Genomic DNA, 18,227 nt, shown 5'->3' with positions numbered 1-18,227 from the left:
TCAAACCACCACCACGATCTTGCCGAACTGTTCGCCCGCCTCCAGAAAACGGTGCGCCTCGGCGATCTCCTCGAACGGAAACGTCCTGGCGATGATGGGCCTCAGCGCCCCTGATGCGAGGCCGTCGAGAATGAAGGCCTTGGCTGGTTCCAGCCGGACCGGATCGCCGGTGATCTCGTGGACGAGATAGCCGCGCAGCGTCAGCGTCTTCGCCAGGACCTCGAACAGCGGGAACGGCGTCGGCTCGGGGCTGAGGCCGCCATATTCGATCAGAATGCCCCCGCGCGCCATCGCGGCCGTGAGCGGCGTGAAGATCGGGCCGCCGACCGCGTCGAGGACCACGCGCATGCCCTGCGGCGCGATTGCCTTCAGCCGCGCTTCGAGGTCCCCCTCGGCCAATGCCACCACATGCGCCGCGCCAGCATCGAGCAATGCCGCTTTCTTGGCCGATGTCCGGGTGACCGTGATCGGCACTGCGCCAATTCTGTTGGCGATCTGGATGGCGGCCAGCCCGACGCTGCTCGACGCGGCGGTGATGACGACGGGCTCGCCCTGCCCGAGGCGGGCGATGTCGACCAGCGCGCCATAGGCGGTGAGATATTGCATCCATGTCGCGGCGGCGGCTTCGAACGAAAGCGATGGCGGATGCTTGACGACGAGCTCGGCCGGAAAGCTGACGAGCTCGCCATAGGCCGGCCAGCGCACCATCGAGCGCGGTGGGATGATGCTGACCGCATCGCCGGGCATGAAGCCGCCGACGCCCTCGCCGACCGTCTCGACAATGCCGGCAGCTTCGAGGCCGAGACCAGAGGGCAGCGCCGGCGTCTCGATGTAGGTGCCCTTGCGCATCGAGGCCTCGGCGCGGTTCAAGCCCAGTGCCCTGACGCGGATCCGCATCTCGCCAGGGCCTGGCGGCGGAACCTCCATATCCTCGACGCGAAGCACCTCGGGACCGCCGTGACTGTGAAAGCGAACAACCCTTGCCATCCATGCAACTCCAAATCCAGTCGATGGAATTGACTATGCAGAGGCTTCGAGAGCCGATAAATCGCCGTTCTGGTAGAACAGTCGAAACGATTGGTTTTGAATATGGATCGCCTCGAAAGCATGGAAGTGTTCATCAAAGCTGTCGATCTCGGCTCGTTCGCGGCCGCCGCGGCGGCGCTCGACCTGTCGGGGCCGATGGTCGGCAAGCATGTCCGCTTCCTCGAAGAGCGGCTCGGCATGCGGCTCATCAACCGCACCACACGCCGGCAAAGCCTGACCGATGTCGGGCGCGCCTATTACGAGCGTTGCAGGGTCGTGCTGGAGGAAGCGCAGGCGGCCGATGCATTGGCGGCCGACCATTTGTCCGAGCCGCGCGGAAAGCTGCGGGTGACGATGCCGGCGCATTTCGGCCGGCACTGCGTCACGCCGATCCTGCTCGCCTTCGCTCGGCGTTATCCGACGCTGGAGTTGGACCTGTCGCTCGGCGACCGCTTCGCCGACCTCGTCGAGGATGGTTTCGACCTCGCGATCCGCACCGGAGCGCTGGACGACAGGGCCGGCATCATCGCGCGCCGCGTCGCGCGCCAGCGCATGATCGTCTGCGCGTCGCCGTCCTATATCGAGAGGCTCGGCCAGCCGGCCGCCCTGGAGGACATCGCCGCCCATCAGGCGATCATCTACCGGCGGCTCGGCCACGTGCTGCAGCCATGGCTGTTTCCGCGCGACGAGGGCTCGGTGGTGGAGATCGCGCCCGCCGGGCGGCTGCGGCTCGACGACCTCGACGCCATCGCCGATGCGGCGACCGACGGCATGGGGCTGGCCTGGCTGCCATACTGGCTGGTGCGCCAACGCATCGAGGCCGGCACACTGGTACGGGTGCTGCCCGGGCGGCCGGACTATCTCTATGACTGCCATGCGCTCTGGCTGCAGACGCCACATCTGCCGCTGAAAGTGCGGTTGGCCGTCGACGCGCTGGCGGCGGGATTGCCGAAGATGCTGAGCTAGTTCCACGCCGATTTCAGTCGCTGCATCGCACCGAACTGCGTCCGCCTCTTCGGCGGGAACAGGATGATCCTCAGCCCCGAAACCCTTCAGCATTGCGGCGGGTTCGACCGGTCTATGCGGCTGGAAGTCTGCCTTTCACACTATAGAGCGCAAAAGAGCCTGCATATGTCCTGGCAGATCGAGCTCGCCGCGCGCCTCGATCTCCAAAAGATATCGCGCCTTGGCCAGGCGGTCGCCTTCCTTGACCGCCCGATAGGCGCAGATGGCCAGTAGCGCCCTCTCCTCCTCTCGGCCGGCCTCGATATGGTCGTGGCTATGGCTGCCCCTTTTGTGGACGGCATTGCCGAACGCCGCGTACGCTGCCTTGTGCGCCTCAATCAGGGCGAACAGGTCCTGGGATGGTTGCCGGTCACGCCTCAGCGCCTTTGTGCTGTGACCGTTTGCTGCGACGGTCGAGGCGACGACAGCGCAGCCGGAATGAAAGAGCAAGGCGCGACGGCTGATCCTGGACGTGGTGAACTCTCCTCTTCACTCCACGGCAGGCCCGAGCGGACGCCGTGAACATCATCAGCATCGTAACACTACGTTTCGCGCATTCATGTCAGGATGGATAGCCACGACTGCCCTCAAAGCTGGCCAGCTCAGGCAAGCCGTCGTCGCGCAGATGCAGTTCTTCAACCCCGAAGGTCTCCGTATGCGCGCTTAAATATCAAATCCCGACGGAAAACCGCTTCGCACTTTCTCCTGGAATTGCTTCAGAGCGCTACCCACGCTGTCTTGAGGTCGGTGTATTTCTCGATGGCGTGGAGCGACTTGTCGCGACCGAAGCCGGACTGCTTGAAGCCACCGAGCGGCACGGTGATGTCGGCGCCGCCATAGCTGTTGACATGGACGACGCCGGCATTGATGGCGCGCACCATGCGGTGCGCGGTCGACAGGTTCGAGGTCCACACGGCCGACGCAAGGCCATAGACGGTCGCGTTGGCGAGGCGCACCGCCTCTTCCTCGGTCTCGAAGCGCGTGACGCCGAGCACCGGCCCGAACACTTCCTCTCGGGCGAGCTGCATCTTCTCGGTCACGTTCTCGAAGATCGTCGGCGCCATATAGCTGCCGCCGGTCTCCGCCAGGATGCGTTCGCCGCCGGTGACGAGACGGGCGCCCTCCTCCGAAGCCTTCGCGACGAAACCGAGATTCTTGGTCAGTTGCTCGGCGCTCGACACCGCGCCGACATCGGAGCCGAGATCGAGCGGATCGCCGACCTTCAGCTTCGTGGTGGCTTTGAGCAATTCGTCCATGAAGCGGTCGTAGACAGAGGCCTGGAGCAGGAGCCGCGAGCCGGCGACGCAGACCTGCCCGGAATTGCGGAAGATGCCGTTGGCCGAGACGACCGCCGCCTGCTTCAGGTCCGGCGCATCGGCAAAGACGATGTTGGGCGACTTGCCGCCAAGCTCGAGGAAGACGCGCTTGAGGTTCGAGCGCGCGGAATATTCGAGCAGGCGGCGACCAACAGGCCCGGAGCCGGTGAAGGCGATGGCGTCGACATCCATATGCAGGGCGAGCGCCTCGCCTGCCACCGAGCCTCGGCCGGTGACGACATTGAAGACGCCTTCGGGCAAGCCGGCTTCGGCGGCAAGCTCCGCCAGACGCAACAAGGTCAGCGAGGCGATCTCCGGCGGCTTGACGACGATCGCGTTGCCGGCAGCGAGTGCCGGCGCGATCTTCCAGGCGCCGATCATCAACGGGAAATTCCACGGCACGATGATGCCGACGACGCCGAGCGGCTCCTTGTGGATGAGGCCCAGCACATTGTCGGCGGTCGGCGCGATCTCGCCATAGACCTTGTCGACGGCCTCAGCATAGTAGCGGATGGTTCCGGCGGCCGACAGCGGCTCGGCCTTGTAGGCCATGCCGATCTCGGTGCCATTGTCGCGCACGCCGAGCACGGCTAGCTCCAGCGCGTGCTTTTCGACCAGTTCGGCGAATTTCGTCAGCACCTTCTTGCGGAAGGCGGGCGCCGCGCGTGACCAGGAGCCTTTGGCGAACGCCTTGCGCACCGAGGCCACCGCACGGTCGATATCGGCTGCGTCGCCATCGGCGATGCTGGCAAAGGGACGGCCATCGATCGGCGAGATCACCTGCAGACTGCCGCCGCTTTGCGCGTCCACCGGGGTTCCATCGATGAACAGACGCCGCGCGCCGACCTCCGCCTTGCGCAGCGTGTCGATGGTGTCCTGGCTGATCATTACGAGTTTGCTCCAAATTCTACATGAAACGCCGGCGGCGCGCGGAACTCCCAGCCGCGGAACACCGGCTCCTTGCCCGGCACCAGGCGTAAATCGGGAAAACGCTCCAGCAGCAGCCTTAGCGCAAGGCACATCTGCTCGTGCGCGAAGAAGCGGCCCGAGCAGAAATGATGGCCGAAGCCGAAGGCGGCGTGGTTGCCCTCGTCGCGATGGATATCGAAGCTGTCGGGATCGGTGAAGCGACTTTCGTCGCGGCTGGCCGAAGAGACGAGCGCCGCAACGGGAGCTCCGGCGGGGATCGTCACCCCGCCGATCTCCACGGCACGGGTCGTTTCACGCGTCTGCGTGCCGATCGGCGCCACCCAGCGCAGGCCCTCGTCCACTGCTCTGGGTACGAAGGTTTCAGGATCGTCGAGCACCTGCCGCAGTTGCTCAGGGTTCGTCAGCAGACCGACGAGGATGGAGCCGGCGCCGTGGCCGGGCTCCTGCATGCCGCCGAGCAGGATGACCTTGATGGTCGGCATCAGGAAATCGATCGAGCGAGTCGAGCCGTCAGGCATGCCGTCATGCAGCATGTGCGAGAGCGCCGAGTCGTCGGGCTCGCGGATCAGCCGCTCGAGCGTTGGCCGGACGGCAGCGCCGACCTCGGCGCTGATCGCGTCGGCGGTTTCCTGTCGCTTCGGATCGTTCTCGAAATTGATGGCGCCCTGGGCAAGGCCGTAGAACCAGCGCCGCAAGGTCGGCGTGTCGACATCGGCGAGGCCGAGCGAGCGCGCCAGGCTCAACGTCGACACCGGCTCGAAATAGTCGGCCATCAGCTCTGCCGAGCCCTGCGCGGCAATTCTGTCGAGATAGGGTTCGGCGATCGAGCGCACGAGATCGCCGGCATAGGAGGCGACGGTGCGGGGCCGGTATTTCGGATCGACGCCCTGGCGCAGCTGCTTATGCGTCTCACCGTCGGTGGTCAGGATGGTCGGCTTGCCAAAAGAGCGCTCGACCGGCGAGGTGCCGACAGCCGCCGAGAAGATGTCGGGCGACTTGGCGACGGTCTCGACGTCCTTCCAGCGGGTGACAAACCAGAGATTGACCGCCGGCACGAAAGCGACCGGCGCGTTGCGCCTGAGTTCGGCGTAGATCGGATAGGGGTCGGCTTCCAGCGCCTCGACCGTGATACCATCGGTAAAGCTCATGCCGCTGCTCCCGCTCCGTTAAGGCGGGGCGGCGCGGACGCCGCCCCTTGTCCATCAATCAACTGCTCATTAATCGCCGAGCGGCTTGCCGAGGCTTTCGAAGGCAACCGGATCGCGGTTCTTCAAGGCACCTGCCAAGAACAGTCCGATCACGGCCGCGATGAGCACCAGCACCGGCAGGAACACGCCGAGGAAGCCACCGGCGCCCGACAGGCTGCCGAAATTGATGACGATCAGATAGATGATGATGGCAAAGGCGATGAAGGTCAGCCCCGGCAGGATCGTGGTCTTCAGCCCGTTCTCCTGGTTGGACGGGTTGGCGCGGAAGTACATCACGACGGCGAGCGAGGCCACCGCCATCATGACGATGACGCCGAGCGTGGCGACGTTGGTGAGCCACGAGAACAGCGCCAGCACCGGGTCGAGGCCGAGCACCGCGAACAGCCCGATAACGACGGCCGCAAGCACGGTCTGGATCACCGAGGCGACATGCGGGCTTTGATGCGCCGAATGCGTCACGCCGATCGACTGCGGCAGGAGCTTTTCGCGGCCGGCGACATAGATGTAGCGGGCGACCGCGTTGTGGAAGGCGAGCACGCCGGCGAACAGGCTGGAGACAAAGAGGATGCTCATGGCGTGGGTGAGCAGCGTTCCTGCATAGCGGTCGGAGAGGCCGAACAGGAAGGTGGTCGGGTCCTGCAAGGCCTGCAGCGACGGCAACAGCTTGTCGACGCCGGCGCCGACCGCCATCAGCCAGGCGGTGATCATGTAGAACAGGCCGATCAGGATAACGGAGAAATAGGTGGCGCGCGGAATGGTCACCTTCGGGTCGCGCGCCTCCTCGGCATAGATCGTGGTCGCCTCGAAGCCGATGAAGGCGGCGAAGCAGAACAGGATGGCGATGGCCGGCGCGCCGCTGGTGATCTGGCTCCAGCTGAAGGGCGCCGCCGACAGGCCGCTGTCGCCGCCGGTCTTGAGGATGGTAAGGTCGAGGATCAGCACCACGACGTATTCGGCAAGCACCAGCACCGTCAGGATCTTGGCCGACAGGTCGACCTGCCGGTAGCCGAGCACGGCGACAATGGCGATGGCGATGAAGCTCCACACCCACCAGGGCAGATTGATGCCCCAGCCGGCGAACAGCCCGGCGGTGGCCGCGCCCAGCAGGCCCATGACGCCGATCTGCATGGCATTGTAGGAGAGGATCGCGATGAGCGCGACGGCGCCGCCGGCCAGGCCGCCCAACCCACGCGCCGCATAAGCGTAGAAGGCGCCGGCATTGCCGATGTGGCGCGACATGGCGACATAGCCGACCGCGAACAGGAGCAGCAACAGCGTCACGATCAGATAGGTGCCGGCAAAGCCGGCGCCGTTGCCCATCAGCATGCCGAGCGGCGTGCCGCCGGCAACGGCCGTGAGCGGTGCGGCGGCCGAAATCACCATAAAGGTGATGGCGCCGACGCCAAGGCTGTTCTTCCTCAGCCGGTTCACTTCTCCGGCTTCAATTGTGGTCATTTTTCCCTCCATTCCGCGCTGCGGAAGCCAAGTGTCCCTGAGATGCCGAGGGCCTTCTGAGAGGGCCAATGCGCATTTCATTATTTGCAACGGCATTTCGATATTAGACTTGCAAAGGAATCGACTTGCTGTCAAGTTAATTCGCACGTTAAGTATTTGACGGAGGACCGGACACGCGATGAGCACGGTGGCCAAAGCCATTTCGCTGCTGGAGGTGCTGGGCGGCGGCGCGCCCGAGGCGGCGCTTGCCGACCTTGCCAGGGGCGCCGGCTTCGACAAGGCGACGACGCGCCGGCTGCTGGTTTCGCTCATTGCGCAAGGGCTGGTCGAGCAGGACGAGGCGACGCGCCTCTACCGGCTCGGAGCCGGCCTGACGCGGCTGGCGCTGATGCGCGAGGCGCAGTTTCCGTTCCTGCGCATGGCCGTGCCGGTGGTCGAGATGCTGGCCGCCGAGAGCGGCGAGACGGTGCATCTCTCGGAATATTCGAAGCGAGGCCTGATCACCGTCCAGGTCATCGAATCGGCCAAGGCCAATCGTGTCAGCGTGCAACTCGGCGACGTGCTGCCGATGCATGCGACGGCGTCAGGCATCGCCTTTCTTGCTTTCACCGAGGAACGCATCCGCGCGGCCACCCTCGCCGGACCATTGCCGGCTTTCACGCCCTTCACCATCGGGGATGCGGCGACGCTCGCCGACCATGTCGTCGCCGCCCGCGCACGTGGTCACTCCATCGGCTTGCAGGGTTTCGAGGAAGGCGTGATGAGCGTCGCCGCCCCGGTTCTCGGCACTGACGGCTACGCCATCGGCGCCATCGCGATCGCGGCGCCGAGAGTGCGCACCCAAAAGGCCGACATCGAGCGGCTCGGCGTCAGCGTGACCGCCGCGGGGCGCGAGATCGGCGAGCGGCTGTTCGGCCGGCTGGCCGGCCAGAAGCGGGCCTGACAACCAACAAGAGACTGCAGGGAGACTGACGTGGAGGAGAAACGCCGAATCCTGGTTATCGGCACCGGCGACACCAAGGCCGACGAGCTTCTGTTCATGCGCGAGCGCATCGAGGCCGTCGGCGGCATTGCCGTGATGATGGACGTCAGCGTGCTTGGCGACCCGCCTTACAAGCCGGAGCATGACAAGCATGCGGTAGCGCGCGCGGCGGACACCACCATCGAGGCAATCATCGCCAGCGGCGACGAGAATACCGCGATGACGCTGATGGCGCTTGGCGCCTCGCGGCTTGCGCGCTCGCTGCACGACAGGGGCGAGATAGACGGCTTCATCGCGTTGGGTGGCTCGATGGGCACCGACCTTGCGCTCGACGTGGCGCTGGCGCTGCCGCTCGGCGTGCCGAAATTCGTCGTCTCGACGATCGCCTATTCGCACCTCGTGCCGCCGGAGCGCATCGCTACCGACCTGATGATGATCCTGTGGGCCGGCGGCCTCTACGGGCTCAACAGCGCCTGCAAGGCGGTGCTGTCGCAGGCCAGCGGCGCCGTGGTCGGCGCTGCGCGGGCCGTCGTCAAGCCCGATATGTCGCGGCCGAAGGTCGGCATGAGCTCGCTGGGCAAAAGCTGCCTGCAATACATGGTCACGCTGAAGCCGGAGCTGGAAAAGCGCGGCTATGAGGTAATCGTCTTCCACACCACCGGAATGGGCGGACGGGCGCTGGAGGCGATCGCGGCGCAGAAGGGCTTCGTCGCGGTGCTCGATTTCAGCCTGCAGGAGCTTGCCAACCAGCTTACCGGCTCAGTGGTGAATTCGGGCACCGACCGGCTGGAGAATGCCGGGCGGCAAGGCATCCCGCAGATCGTCGCGCCCGGCGCCATCGACATGGTGGATTTCCCGACCTGGCAGGCGGTGCCGTCGCGCTTCACGGAGCGGCCGTACCACGCGCATAACCGCCTGCTTGCCTCGGTCACCTCCGACGGCGCGACGCGCCGGGAGATCGCGCGCGCCATCGGCGACAAGCTCGCCGCGGCGACCGGTCCGACCGCCTTCATCCTGCCCGCCGGCGGCATCCAACAATGGGACCAGGAAGGCGAGCCGCTCTACGAGCCGGAAGCGCTGTCGGCCTTCGTCGAGGAGATGCGGGTGCGCGTGCCGGACAATGCCGAGCTGCATGAGATCGCCGGGCATATCAACGACGACGCCTTCAGCGCCAAGGCGCTGGAAATCTTCGACCGCTGGGTGGCGGAAGGCATCGTTCCGCCCGGCGTGACCGGCAGGCGCGCGGCATGAGCCCGGTGAAGCCGCAGGCGCTGGTGCTGGACTTCGGCGGCGTGGTCACCCGCACTTTGTTCGAGACGCATGCGCTGACAGAGCAGGCGCTTGGGCTCAAGCCCGGCACGCTCGGTTGGCGCGGACCGTTCGACCCGGTTTCCGATGCGCTGTGGCGCTCGATGCAAGCCGATGAAATCAGCGAACGCGACTACTGGAAAACGCGTACGCGCGAAGTCGGCCAATTGGTCGGAGAAGACTGGCAGGACATGCAGACCTTCGTGCGGCGGGCGCGCGGAGCTGAGCCGGAAAAAGTGATGCGACCGGAGGCCGACCAAGCCATCCGCACGGCGCATGCCGCCGGGATCCGCCTCGCCATCCTGTCGAACGAGCTCGACCTGTTCTATGGCGTTGATTTTCGCCAGCGCTTGCCGCTGCTTTCGCTTTTCGAGACGATCGTCGATGCGACCTATACGAAAATCCTCAAGCCCGATCCCCGTGCCTATGCGATGGTCGGCGAGGCACTGCGGCTGCCGCTTGCGGCCTGCGTCTTCGTCGACGACCAGAAGCGCAATGTCGACGGCGCGATTGCTGCCGGCATGCTCAACGTTCACTTTGACGTCGCAGAGCCGGCGCGAAGCTATGCCGAGGCGCTCAGCCATTTCGGCCTGACGCTCTCCTGATTGCAAAAACTGGAGCTCCTCCCGATGCGTGACATCAACTTCCTCACCGAAAACAACGCCAAGCCGATCTGGCATCCGATGGCGCATCCGGCCGAAATGCGGGCGAGCCCGCCGAAGATCATCATGAAGGGCGAAGGCGTTTCGGTGACCGACGCCGAGGGCCGCACGGTGCTCGACGCCGTCGGCGGCCTCTGGAACGTGAACCTCGGCTACAGCTGCGATCCGATCAAGCAGGCGATGACGGAACAGCTCGACGCGCTCCCCTATTACTCAGGCTTTCGCGGCACCTCGACCGGACCGTCGATCGAGCTCGCTTACGAGCTGACCCAGTGGTTCGCGCCGGAGGGCATGGCGCGCGCCTTCTTCACCTCGGGCGGCTCGGACTCGGTCGAGACGGCGCTCAGGCTCGCACGGCAATATTGGAAGATCCGCGGCCAGGGCGACCGCACGAAATTCCTGGCGCTGAAGAAGGGCTATCACGGCACGCATTTCGGCGGCGCGTCGGTCAGCGGCAATGCCAATTTCCGGCGCAACTACGAGCCGCTGCTGCCCGGCGTCTTCCACACGCCGGCACCGATGACCTATCGCAACCCGTTCGACGAGACCGATCCGGCGAAGCTGGCGAAACTCTGCGCGCGGGCGATCGAGGAAGAGATCGCCTTCCAGGGCGCCGATACGATCGCCGCCTTCATCATGGAGCCGGTGCTCGGCGCCGGCGGCGTGATCGTCCCGCATGAGAGCTTCATGCCGATGGTGCGGGCGATCTGCGACCGCCACGACATCCTGTTGATCGCCGACGAGGTGGTGACCGGCTTCGGCCGCACCGGCGCCTGGTCGGGCTCGCGGCTCTCCAGCACCAAGCCGGATTTCATGACCATCGCCAAGGCGATCACATCGGGCTATTTCCCGCTCGGCGCGACAATGATCGGCGCCAAGGTCGCCGACGTCTTCGAAGCCGACAAGACGAGCTTCGGCGCGATCGGCCACGGCTATACCTATTCCGGTCATCCGGTCGGCTGCGCGGCCGGTATCGCGGCGCTGGCCGAGACCAAGCGGCTTGCAGTCAACGAAAACGCAGCCGCGCGCGGCATCGAACTCGGTAAGGCGCTGGAAGCGCTGAAGGCCAAGCATCAGTTGGTCGGCGATGTCCGCTACATAGGCCTGATGGCCGCGCTCGAGCTGGTCTCTGACAGAGCAGCCAAGAAGCCGGTGGACAAGAAGACGATGGCCGTCGTTGCTGATGGCGCCTATGGCGCCGGCGTGATGCTGCGCGTGTCCGGCAACAACATCATCCTGTCGCCGCCGCTGATCATAACGGCCGCCGATGTGGCGAAGATTGCCGAGGGGCTGGATGCGGGGTTGGCCGCTGCTGCGCGTGAATGGTGAATAGTAAATGGTGAATGGTGAATGGTGAATGGTGAATGGTGAATGGTGAATGGTCGGAAATTCTTTCGTGCGCAGGCAGTCAAGCCGCACTACCCTGTCCATTCACCATTTACTATTCACCATTCACCCTTTCCTTCCGCCACGCTCCCGGAGCCACCCCGACCGCATCACGAAAAAACCGCGAAAAGTAAGCCGGATCGTTGAAGCCGGTTTCGTAGGCGATGTCCTCGACCGTGCGGATGGTGAAGAGCAGCAGGCGCTTGGCCTCGACCAGGCGTCTTTCGCCGATCGCTTGACGCACGCCCAAGCCCAGCACCTGATGCGCCGCCTTGTCGAGCAGATGGCGCGTGGTGCCGAGCTCGTCGACATAGCGCTCGACCGGCCAGTCATCGCGAAAATGCCGGTCGATCAGCCGCCTGAGCCGGCCGCCAAGAGCCACCGCGGCCGGCACGGTCACCGCATGCGACTGGGCGTCGAGACGGGCGATGTGCGACAATGCCACCGCGATCAGCGCCGGCAGGATCTTTTCCGCGCCCGCTTGAGCCTCGACATATTCGGCCTGGATCATTTTGATGGTGTCGGTAAGCCGCTCCCACGGCGCCGCGTCACCTCGCCCGGTCACGAAGGCGGGCTGATCAAGCTGCAGGGCCGAGTGCTCGGCGATGGCTGCGAGCGCAGCGTCCGCGACCGAGACGACGATGGCGTCGGTGCCCGGCTCGATGTCGAACCCATGCACCACGCCGCTCGGCATGAAGCTGACCGTCGGCGCCGAAAAACTCCAGGTCTTGTCCTCGATCCGATAGACGCCCTGCCCGCTCGTCCAGAAGGTGATCTGCGCCATTTGCGGATGTTTGTGCGCCAGAACCCGGCCGCGATGCACGGAAGCGCGGGCTTGCACGGTCTCGACATGCAGGAACCCGACGTCGAGCGCCCGCGCCGGCTCGCCGTAGACGAAGAATTCCGGGATGGCGGTCTGGCTCATCAGTCACCCGAAAAAGTCCAATCGGTTTTGCGCTTTCGTCCATAAACCATCCAGCGGCTTGCGGCTACTCTCCAACAATCCAAGGGAGGATCATGATGCGATCGGAAGAATTCCGGGCCGACAATTCGCGGCCGTTCACGGGCGCCGAATATCTGGCGAGCCTGCGCGACGGGCGGGAGGTCTACATCAATGGCGAACGGGTGGCCGATGTCACCAGCCATCCGGCGATGCGCAATTCGGTGCGTTCGCTGGCCCGCCTCTACGACGCGCTGCATGATCCCGCACAGCAGGCCGTGCTGACCGCGCCCACGGACACCGGCTCGGGCGGCTTCACCCACAGATATTTCCGCGTCGCCCATTCCTCGGCTGATCTCGCCGCGCAGCAGGGTGCGATCGCGCATTGGGCGCGCATGACCTATGGCTGGATGGGCCGCACCGCCGACTACAAGGCGGCGCTGATGAACACGCTCGGCGCCAATGCCGATTGGTACGGCCCGTTCAAGGACAATGCGCGCGCCTGGCACAAGCGGGCCCAGGAGGCGGTCCTGTTCATGAACCACGCCATCGTCAACCCGCCGATCGATCGCCACAAGCCGGCCGAGCAGGTGAAGGACGTGTTCGTGCACATCACCAAGGAGAATGACGCCGGCATCTGGGTGTCCGGCGCCAAGGTGGTGGCGACGTCGTCGGCGCTCACCCACTACAATTTCCTGGCGCAGAGCTCGGCGACGGTGACGGAGGATCCATCGCTGTCGGTGATGTTCATCGTGCCGATGAACGCGCCGGGCATAAAGATGTTCTGCCGCGTCTCCTATGAGCAGACGGCCAACACCGTCGGCCATCCCTTCGACTATCCGCTGTCGTCGCGCTTCGACGAGAACGACGCGATCCTGGTGCTCGACAACGTCTTCATCCCCTGGGAGGACGTGCTGGTGCTGCGCGATGCGCAAAAAATCCTGTCCTTCCACCCGGCGTCGGGTTTCATGCATGGCTATTGCTTCCAGGGCTGCACGCGCTTTGCGGTAAAACTCGACTTCCTCGCCGGCCTGCTCGCCAAGGCGTTGCGCGCCACAGGCGGCGATGCCTTCCGCGGCAACCAGGCGGCGCTCGGCGAGGTGATTGCGCTGCGCCACATGTTCTGGAGCTTCTCCAACGCGATGGCGCACAATCCGATACCGTGGGCGGGTGGTGCGGTGCTGCCCAATCTCGAGGCCGCGCTCGCCTACCGCACCTTCATGTCGGAAGCCTATCCGCGCGTCATCGACACGGTGCGCCGGGTGATCGCCTCTGGCCTGATCTATCTGCCCTCCTCGGTGCGCGATTTCGACAATCCGGAGATCGACCGCTATCTCGCGCAATATGTGCGCGGCTCCAACGACATGGGCCATGTCGAGCGCATCAAGATCATGAAGCTGTTGTGGGACGCGACCGGCACCGAATTCGGCGGCCGCCACGCGCTCTACGAGCTCAACTATGCAGGTGCGCCGGAAGAGGTGCGGCTGCAGGTGCTGAAGGGCGCCGAGCGCGGCGGCCGGCTGAAGCAGATGGAGGAACTGGTCGACCAATGCATGGCCGACTATGACGAAAAGGGCTGGACCGGCGATACCTGGCTGCCGCCGATAGCCGCCCAGCCCAACTGACGGGGCCGGCGATGGAAACGGCCATGACAACACAAGTCGCGAGGCTGGAATTCCGCGAGGCCATGGCGCGGGTCTGCGCGCCGGTCAACATCGTCACCACGGACGGCCCGGCCGGGCGCGGCGGCTTCACCGCGACCGCCATGTGCAGCGTCTCCGACGACCCGCCGACGCTGCTGGTCTGTATGAACGAGCGTTCGGTGCAAACCGGCATGTTCCTCGCCAACCAACGCTTCTGCGTCAACGTGCTGACCCAGTCGCACATGCATCTGGCGGCAAAATTCGCCGGCGCGATCCGCGACATGACCGAGCGCTATCAAGCCGCGCGCTGGCAGACGATGCCGTCCGGCATGCCAGCGCTGCTCGACGCCATCGTCAGCTTCGATTGCGAGATCGGCGCGGTGAACAAGGTCGGCACGCACAATGTGATGTTCGGCCGCGTCGTCGACATCCGCCACGGCAGCGACGAGGCGGCGCTGCTCTATGTCGGGCGCAACTACATGCAGCCGAGCGCGCTGGGGAGTTTTGGAGGGTGAAAAACTTCCCCTTCTCCCCTTGTGGGAGAAGGTGTCGCCGAAGGCGACGGATGAGGGGTGCTCCAGCGGAGTAAGACGCTGGCGTTCCCTGGAACACCCCTCATCCGTCTCGGCGCTTTCGCGCCGATCCACCTTCTCCCACAAGGGGAGAAGGGAAAGCGCTCACCCCTCCATCGTCTCCGACTGGATCAGGCTCTCCAGCATATCCAGCAACCGCTCGTGCTCTTCTGCGCCGTACCGCTTCTCGATGGCGTCGTAGATGGCGACCCGCTCGGGCGCCAGTTCCTCGATCAAGGCCACGCCGGCCGGGCTGATGGCGAGCAAGGCGCGGCGGCCGTCATCCTTGACCTTGTTGCGGGTGATGAACTCCCGCTCCTCCATCGCCTTGATGATGCGGGTGAGGCTCGGCGGCAGGATCGAGGCGCGGTTGGCGAGCTCGGTCGCCTCCAGCGGCCCGGTTTCTGCGAGAACGCGCAGCACGCGCCATTGCTGCTCGGTGATATCGTGGCGCGCGAGCATCGGCCGGAAATGCGCCATGATCACTTCGCGGGCGCGAAGCAGAGCCATGGGCAAGGAGCGACGGGTGCTGGGCGGTAGCAAAATCAGGTCTCCGAAAAATTCCAGTCCAGTACGACTCGCAACAAAGATTAGGGCCCGGATCGCAGCTATATCCGCGATTTTGCCGAGAGCGGCAATCCCACCCGGAAGCTGCATCCCCGCAGAAAACGACGCTTGACATTCGGTCGTCAAGATGTAATTCACATGTTAACTACAAGGTGGAGGAAGCCTTGCCCCATATGGCGATCGAATATTCGGCGAATCTCGACGCGAAGGTCGACATGGGTGAGCTTTGCGCGCTGGTCTCGCGAACCATTCTCGAAACCGGGCTGTTTGAACCGGGCGCGGTCAGGGTCCGCGCCTTCCGCGCCGAAGCCTACGCGATTGCCGACCGGCTCCCGGAGAACGGCTTCATCGACATGAATTTCCGCATCGGCAAGGGCCGCACTGCGGCGGAAAAGAAAAGCGCCGGCGAGGCGATCTTCGCAGCTGTCGCTGATCATCTTTCGTCACTGTTCGCCACGCCGCATTTCGCGCTGTCGCTGGAGATCCGCGAGATCGACGCAGAATTGAGCTGGAAGAAGAACGCCATCCATCCGCGCCTGCGTGGCAAGTGATCTAGAACGGGAAAGAAATCATGGCGGCACTGGACGACAATCTGAGAAAGGCCGAGGCCTATCTGGAACGCTTCCGGAAGGATGGCGTGCTCAACCAGATCGGCGGCGAAGCGGTGCCTGCCGCGGACGGCTCGACCTTCGAGACGCTTTCGCCCGTCGACCTCAAGCCGATTGCCACCGTGGCACGCGGCAAGGCGGCCGACATCGACCGCGCGGCAAAAGCGGCCAAGGCTGCCTTCAAGGACTGGGCGGCGATATCCGGCGACGCCCGCAAGAAGCTGCTGCATAGAATAGCCGACGCCATCGTCGCGCGCGCCGAGGAGATCGCCTTCGTCGAATGCATGGACACCGGCCAGTCGCTGAAATTCATGGCCAAGGCGGCGCTGCGCGGCGCCGAGAACTTCCGCTTCTATGCCGACCGCGCGCCGGAGGCGCGTGACGGGCGTTCGCTGAGAGCGCCGAACCAGCTCAATCTGACGACGCGCGTGCCGATCGGCCCGGTCGGCGTGATCACGCCGTGGAACACCCCCTTCATGCTATCGACCTGGAAGATCGCGCCGGCTCTGGCCGCCGGCTGCACCATCGTGCACAAGCCGGCCGAGTTGTCGCCGCTTACCGCCCGGCTGCTGGTCGAGATCGCCGAGGAAGCCGGCCTGCCCAAGGGCGTGTGGAACCTCGTCAACGGCTTTGGCGAGGATGCCGGCCGAGCGCTGACCGAGCACCCCGACATCAAGGCGATCGGCTTCGTCGGCGAAAGCCGCACCGGCTCGATGATCATGAAGCAGGGCGCCGAGACGCTGAAGCGCGTGCATTTCGAGCTCGGCGGCAAGAACCCGGTCATCGTCTTTGCAGATGCCGACCTGGAACGGGCTGCGGACGCCGCCGTCTTCATGATCTATTCGCTGAACGGCGAACGCTGCACCTCGTCCTCGCGCCTCCTGGTCGAGGCTTCGGTGCACGACAAGTTCACCGATCTGGTGGCGGAGAAGGCAAAGCGCATCAAGATCGGTCATCCGCTCGATCCCGAAACTGTGGTCGGGCCGCTGATCCATCCGGTGCATGAGGAAAAAGTGCTCTCCTATATCGAGATCGGCAAATCGGAGGGCGCGGTCGTCGCCGCCGGCGGCGGCAAGTTCGCCGGCCCGGGCGGCGGCTGCTATATCAGCCCGACGCTGTTTACCGGCGCCACCAACAAGATGCGCATCGCCCAGGAGGAAATCTTCGGGCCGGTGCTGACCGCGATCCCGTTCAAGGACGAGGCCGAGGCGCTGGCTCTGGCCAACGACACCCAATACGGCCTGACCGGTTATCTATGGACCTCCGACGTCACCCGCGCTCTGCGCTTCACCGATGCGCTCGACGCCGGCATGATCTGGGTGAATTCGGAGAATGTGCGGCATCTGCCGACGCCTTTCGGCGGGGTCAAGAACTCCGGCATCGGCCGCGACGGCGGCGACTGGTCGTTCGACTTCTACATGGAAACCAAGAACATTGCGTTCGCCACGGCGCCGCATTCCATCCAGAAGCTCGGCGGCTGACCGGAGACACATGATGGCCCTGCCCCAACCCAACCTTTACCCCGCCTTCAACATCGTGCGGCTCTCTCATGTCGAGCTCGCCGTCACCGACCTTGCAAAATCCCGCGCCTTCTATGTCGACACGCTCGGCCTGCAGGTGACCGACGAGACCAGCGGCGCCATCTATCTGCGCGCCATGGAAGAGCGCGGCCATCATTGCATCGTGCTGCGCAAGGCGACGGCGCCGGAAGCGCGCGAGCTCGGCTTCAAGGTCTTCTCCGACGAGGACCTCGACAAGGCCGAGCATTTCTTCAAGGGAAAGGGCCTGCCGGTGGAATGGGTCGAGCGGCCCTACCAGTCGCGCACCTTCCGCACCCGCGACCCGCACGGCATACCGCTCGAATTCTATTCGAAGATGGAGCGGTTGCCGCCGATCCACCAGAAATACGCGCTTTATAAGGGCGTGAAGCCGCTGCGCATCGACCACTTCAACTGCTTCTCGCCCAACGTCGACGAAGCGGTCGCCTTCTACAACGAGCTCGGCTTCCGCGTGACCGAATACACCGAGGACGCCGAGACCGGAAAGCTCTGGGCCGCCTGGACGCACCGCAAAGGCGGCGTGCACGACATCGCCTTCACCAACGGCCTTGGACCGCGCCTGCACCATGTCGCCTTCTGGGTGCCGACGCCGCTCAACATCATCGACCTGCTCGACCTGATGGCGACCACGGGCTATGTCGGCAATATCGAGCGTGGGCCTGGACGGCACGGCATCTCCAACGCCTTCTTCCTCTACATCCGCGATCCGGACAACCATCGCATCGAGATCTATTGCTCGGACTACCAGACGGTCGATCCCGATCTCGAGCCGATCAAATGGGACCTGAAAGACCCGCAGCGCCAGACGCTGTGGGGCGCGCCGGCGCCGAAAAGCTGGTTCGAGGAAGGCAGCGTGTTCGCGGGTGTCGAGCCGCGCAAGTCCGATCTGGCGGCCTCGCCGATCGTGGCGCCTTGAGTACATATTTTTCGATGACAGCGTTCCTTCGCGCCCCCCTCTGTCCTGCCGGACATCTCCCCCACTTGGGGGTGTATGGACTGGGGACATCGCGAACAGGTGTGCGAAGACATCGCGAACAGTTTCGTGCGTTTTGCGCGGGGA

At 64.8% G+C, this 18,227-nt stretch carries 17 protein-coding genes; 10 read left to right on the top strand and 7 right to left on the bottom strand.

What is annotated here, in order from left to right; all coding sequences use genetic code 11:
* The gene (locus tag FJ956_RS12440) at window positions 1-987 is read right to left on the bottom strand and encodes a zinc-dependent alcohol dehydrogenase family protein (RefSeq protein WP_140675345.1); all 987 of its coding nucleotides are present in this window, start codon (window positions 985-987) and stop codon (window positions 1-3) included.
* A gap of 102 nt (window positions 988-1,089) precedes the next feature.
* On the opposite strand from FJ956_RS12440, the gene FJ956_RS12435 reads away from it, so the two are divergent.
* A complete protein-coding gene (locus tag FJ956_RS12435) occupies window positions 1,090-1,992 on the top strand; it encodes a LysR family transcriptional regulator (RefSeq protein WP_140675342.1) in 903 nt (300 codons plus the stop codon).
* A 135-nt stretch (window positions 1,993-2,127) separates the two neighbouring features.
* Here the strand turns inward: FJ956_RS12435 and FJ956_RS12430 are convergent, their stop codons facing one another.
* From FJ956_RS12430 to FJ956_RS12415, 4 genes are all read right to left on the bottom strand, one after another.
* Window positions 2,128-2,481 (bottom strand): hypothetical protein, encoded by a 354-nt coding sequence (locus FJ956_RS12430; RefSeq protein WP_246672028.1) that lies wholly within the window; start codon window positions 2,479-2,481, stop codon window positions 2,128-2,130.
* A gap of 266 nt (window positions 2,482-2,747) precedes the next feature.
* Entirely contained in the window at window positions 2,748-4,235 is a 1,488-nt protein-coding gene (locus FJ956_RS12425) for an aldehyde dehydrogenase (RefSeq protein ID WP_140675336.1), read from the bottom strand.
* Window positions 4,235-5,425, bottom strand: coding sequence for a cytochrome P450 (locus FJ956_RS12420; RefSeq protein WP_140675333.1), 1,191 nt, complete (start codon window positions 5,423-5,425; stop codon window positions 4,235-4,237). The genes FJ956_RS12425 and FJ956_RS12420 overlap by 1 nt, the downstream gene beginning before the upstream one ends.
* 69 nt (window positions 5,426-5,494) lie before the next feature.
* The gene (locus FJ956_RS12415) at window positions 5,495-6,952 is read right to left on the bottom strand and encodes an APC family permease (RefSeq protein WP_181170156.1); all 1,458 of its coding nucleotides are present in this window, start codon (window positions 6,950-6,952) and stop codon (window positions 5,495-5,497) included.
* Between the two features lie 166 nt (window positions 6,953-7,118).
* Here FJ956_RS12415 and FJ956_RS12410 point away from each other — a divergent pair, with 166 nt between their 5' ends.
* From FJ956_RS12410 to FJ956_RS12395, 4 genes are read left to right on the top strand one after another with little or no spacing between them, the layout of a single operon-like run.
* Window positions 7,119-7,883, top strand: coding sequence for an IclR family transcriptional regulator (locus FJ956_RS12410; protein WP_140675327.1), 765 nt, complete (start codon window positions 7,119-7,121; stop codon window positions 7,881-7,883).
* A gap of 30 nt (window positions 7,884-7,913) precedes the next feature.
* A complete protein-coding gene (locus FJ956_RS12405; protein WP_140675324.1) occupies window positions 7,914-9,173 on the top strand; it encodes a Tm-1-like ATP-binding domain-containing protein in 1,260 nt (419 codons plus the stop codon).
* Window positions 9,170-9,835, top strand: coding sequence for an HAD-IA family hydrolase (locus tag FJ956_RS12400; RefSeq protein ID WP_140675321.1), 666 nt, complete (start codon window positions 9,170-9,172; stop codon window positions 9,833-9,835). The genes FJ956_RS12405 and FJ956_RS12400 overlap by 4 nt, the downstream gene beginning before the upstream one ends.
* 24 nt (window positions 9,836-9,859) lie before the next feature.
* Window positions 9,860-11,221, top strand: a complete 1,362-nt coding sequence (locus tag FJ956_RS12395; RefSeq protein ID WP_140675318.1) for an aminotransferase class III-fold pyridoxal phosphate-dependent enzyme — start codon at window positions 9,860-9,862, stop codon at window positions 11,219-11,221.
* A 112-nt stretch (window positions 11,222-11,333) separates the two neighbouring features.
* Here FJ956_RS12395 and FJ956_RS12390 read toward each other — a convergent pair whose 3' ends face one another.
* Window positions 11,334-12,203 (bottom strand): helix-turn-helix domain-containing protein, encoded by an 870-nt coding sequence (locus FJ956_RS12390; protein WP_140675313.1) that lies wholly within the window; start codon window positions 12,201-12,203, stop codon window positions 11,334-11,336.
* Between the two features lie 95 nt (window positions 12,204-12,298).
* On the opposite strand from FJ956_RS12390, the gene FJ956_RS12385 reads away from it, so the two are divergent.
* Window positions 12,299-13,843 carry a 4-hydroxyphenylacetate 3-hydroxylase family protein gene (locus FJ956_RS12385; protein ID WP_140675729.1) on the top strand — a complete coding sequence of 515 codons (1,545 nt, stop codon included), beginning with the start codon at window positions 12,299-12,301 and terminating at the stop codon, window positions 13,841-13,843.
* 23 nt (window positions 13,844-13,866) lie between these two features.
* On the top strand, window positions 13,867-14,376 hold the full coding sequence (locus FJ956_RS12380; RefSeq protein WP_140675310.1) for a flavin reductase: 510 nt from the start codon (window positions 13,867-13,869) through the stop codon (window positions 14,374-14,376).
* Between the two features lie 162 nt (window positions 14,377-14,538).
* Here FJ956_RS12380 and hpaR read toward each other — a convergent pair whose 3' ends face one another.
* Window positions 14,539-14,943: a homoprotocatechuate degradation operon regulator HpaR gene (gene hpaR / locus FJ956_RS12375; protein WP_246672027.1), complete on the bottom strand. Its 405-nt coding sequence runs from the start codon at window positions 14,941-14,943 to the stop codon at window positions 14,539-14,541.
* Window positions 14,944-15,164: 221 nt separating this feature from the next.
* Between hpaR and FJ956_RS12370 the strand changes: the two genes are divergently transcribed.
* The 3 genes from FJ956_RS12370 to hpaD are packed head-to-tail and all read left to right on the top strand — an operon-like array spanning window position 15,165 to window position 18,083.
* On the top strand, window positions 15,165-15,551 hold the full coding sequence (locus FJ956_RS12370) for a 5-carboxymethyl-2-hydroxymuconate Delta-isomerase (protein ID WP_140675304.1): 387 nt from the start codon (window positions 15,165-15,167) through the stop codon (window positions 15,549-15,551).
* A gap of 20 nt (window positions 15,552-15,571) precedes the next feature.
* Complete coding sequence (gene hpaE / locus FJ956_RS12365) at window positions 15,572-17,089, top strand: 5-carboxymethyl-2-hydroxymuconate semialdehyde dehydrogenase (protein ID WP_140675301.1); 1,518 nt, start codon at window positions 15,572-15,574, stop codon at window positions 17,087-17,089.
* 13 nt (window positions 17,090-17,102) lie between these two features.
* A complete protein-coding gene (gene hpaD / locus FJ956_RS12360) occupies window positions 17,103-18,083 on the top strand; it encodes a 3,4-dihydroxyphenylacetate 2,3-dioxygenase (protein WP_140675726.1) in 981 nt (326 codons plus the stop codon).
* Window positions 18,084-18,227 lie beyond the last annotated feature (144 nt).

Origin of the sequence: Mesorhizobium sp. B2-4-3 (assembly GCF_006442815.1) — a bacterium.
Lineage (GTDB): Bacteria > Pseudomonadota > Alphaproteobacteria > Rhizobiales > Rhizobiaceae > Mesorhizobium.
This window is presented reverse-complemented; position numbering and strand designations above follow the sequence as displayed.

Bases quoted from the DNA above. Each gene is read 5' to 3' on its own strand.
- hpaR (WP_246672027.1), bottom strand. From the start codon at position 14,943: ATGGCTCTGCTTCGCGCCCGCGAAGTGATCATGGCGCATTTCCGGCCG.
- hpaD (WP_140675726.1), top strand. From the start codon at position 17,103: ATGGCCCTGCCCCAACCCAACCTTTACCCCGCCTTCAACATCGTGCGG.
- FJ956_RS12420 (WP_140675333.1), bottom strand. From the start codon at position 5,425: ATGAGCTTTACCGATGGTATCACGGTCGAGGCGCTGGAAGCCGACCCC.
- FJ956_RS12390 (WP_140675313.1), bottom strand. From the start codon at position 12,203: ATGAGCCAGACCGCCATCCCGGAATTCTTCGTCTACGGCGAGCCGGCG.
- FJ956_RS12415 (WP_181170156.1), bottom strand. From the start codon at position 6,952: ATGGAGGGAAAAATGACCACAATTGAAGCCGGAGAAGTGAACCGGCTG.
- FJ956_RS12440 (WP_140675345.1), bottom strand. From the start codon at position 987: ATGGCAAGGGTTGTTCGCTTTCACAGTCACGGCGGTCCCGAGGTGCTT.
- FJ956_RS12435 (WP_140675342.1), top strand. From the start codon at position 1,090: ATGGATCGCCTCGAAAGCATGGAAGTGTTCATCAAAGCTGTCGATCTC.
- FJ956_RS12400 (WP_140675321.1), top strand. From the start codon at position 9,170: ATGAGCCCGGTGAAGCCGCAGGCGCTGGTGCTGGACTTCGGCGGCGTG.
- FJ956_RS12385 (WP_140675729.1), top strand. From the start codon at position 12,299: ATGCGATCGGAAGAATTCCGGGCCGACAATTCGCGGCCGTTCACGGGC.
- FJ956_RS12410 (WP_140675327.1), top strand. From the start codon at position 7,119: ATGAGCACGGTGGCCAAAGCCATTTCGCTGCTGGAGGTGCTGGGCGGC.
- FJ956_RS12425 (WP_140675336.1), bottom strand. From the start codon at position 4,235: ATGATCAGCCAGGACACCATCGACACGCTGCGCAAGGCGGAGGTCGGC.
- hpaE (WP_140675301.1), top strand. From the start codon at position 15,572: ATGGCGGCACTGGACGACAATCTGAGAAAGGCCGAGGCCTATCTGGAA.
- FJ956_RS12380 (WP_140675310.1), top strand. From the start codon at position 13,867: ATGACAACACAAGTCGCGAGGCTGGAATTCCGCGAGGCCATGGCGCGG.
- FJ956_RS12395 (WP_140675318.1), top strand. From the start codon at position 9,860: ATGCGTGACATCAACTTCCTCACCGAAAACAACGCCAAGCCGATCTGG.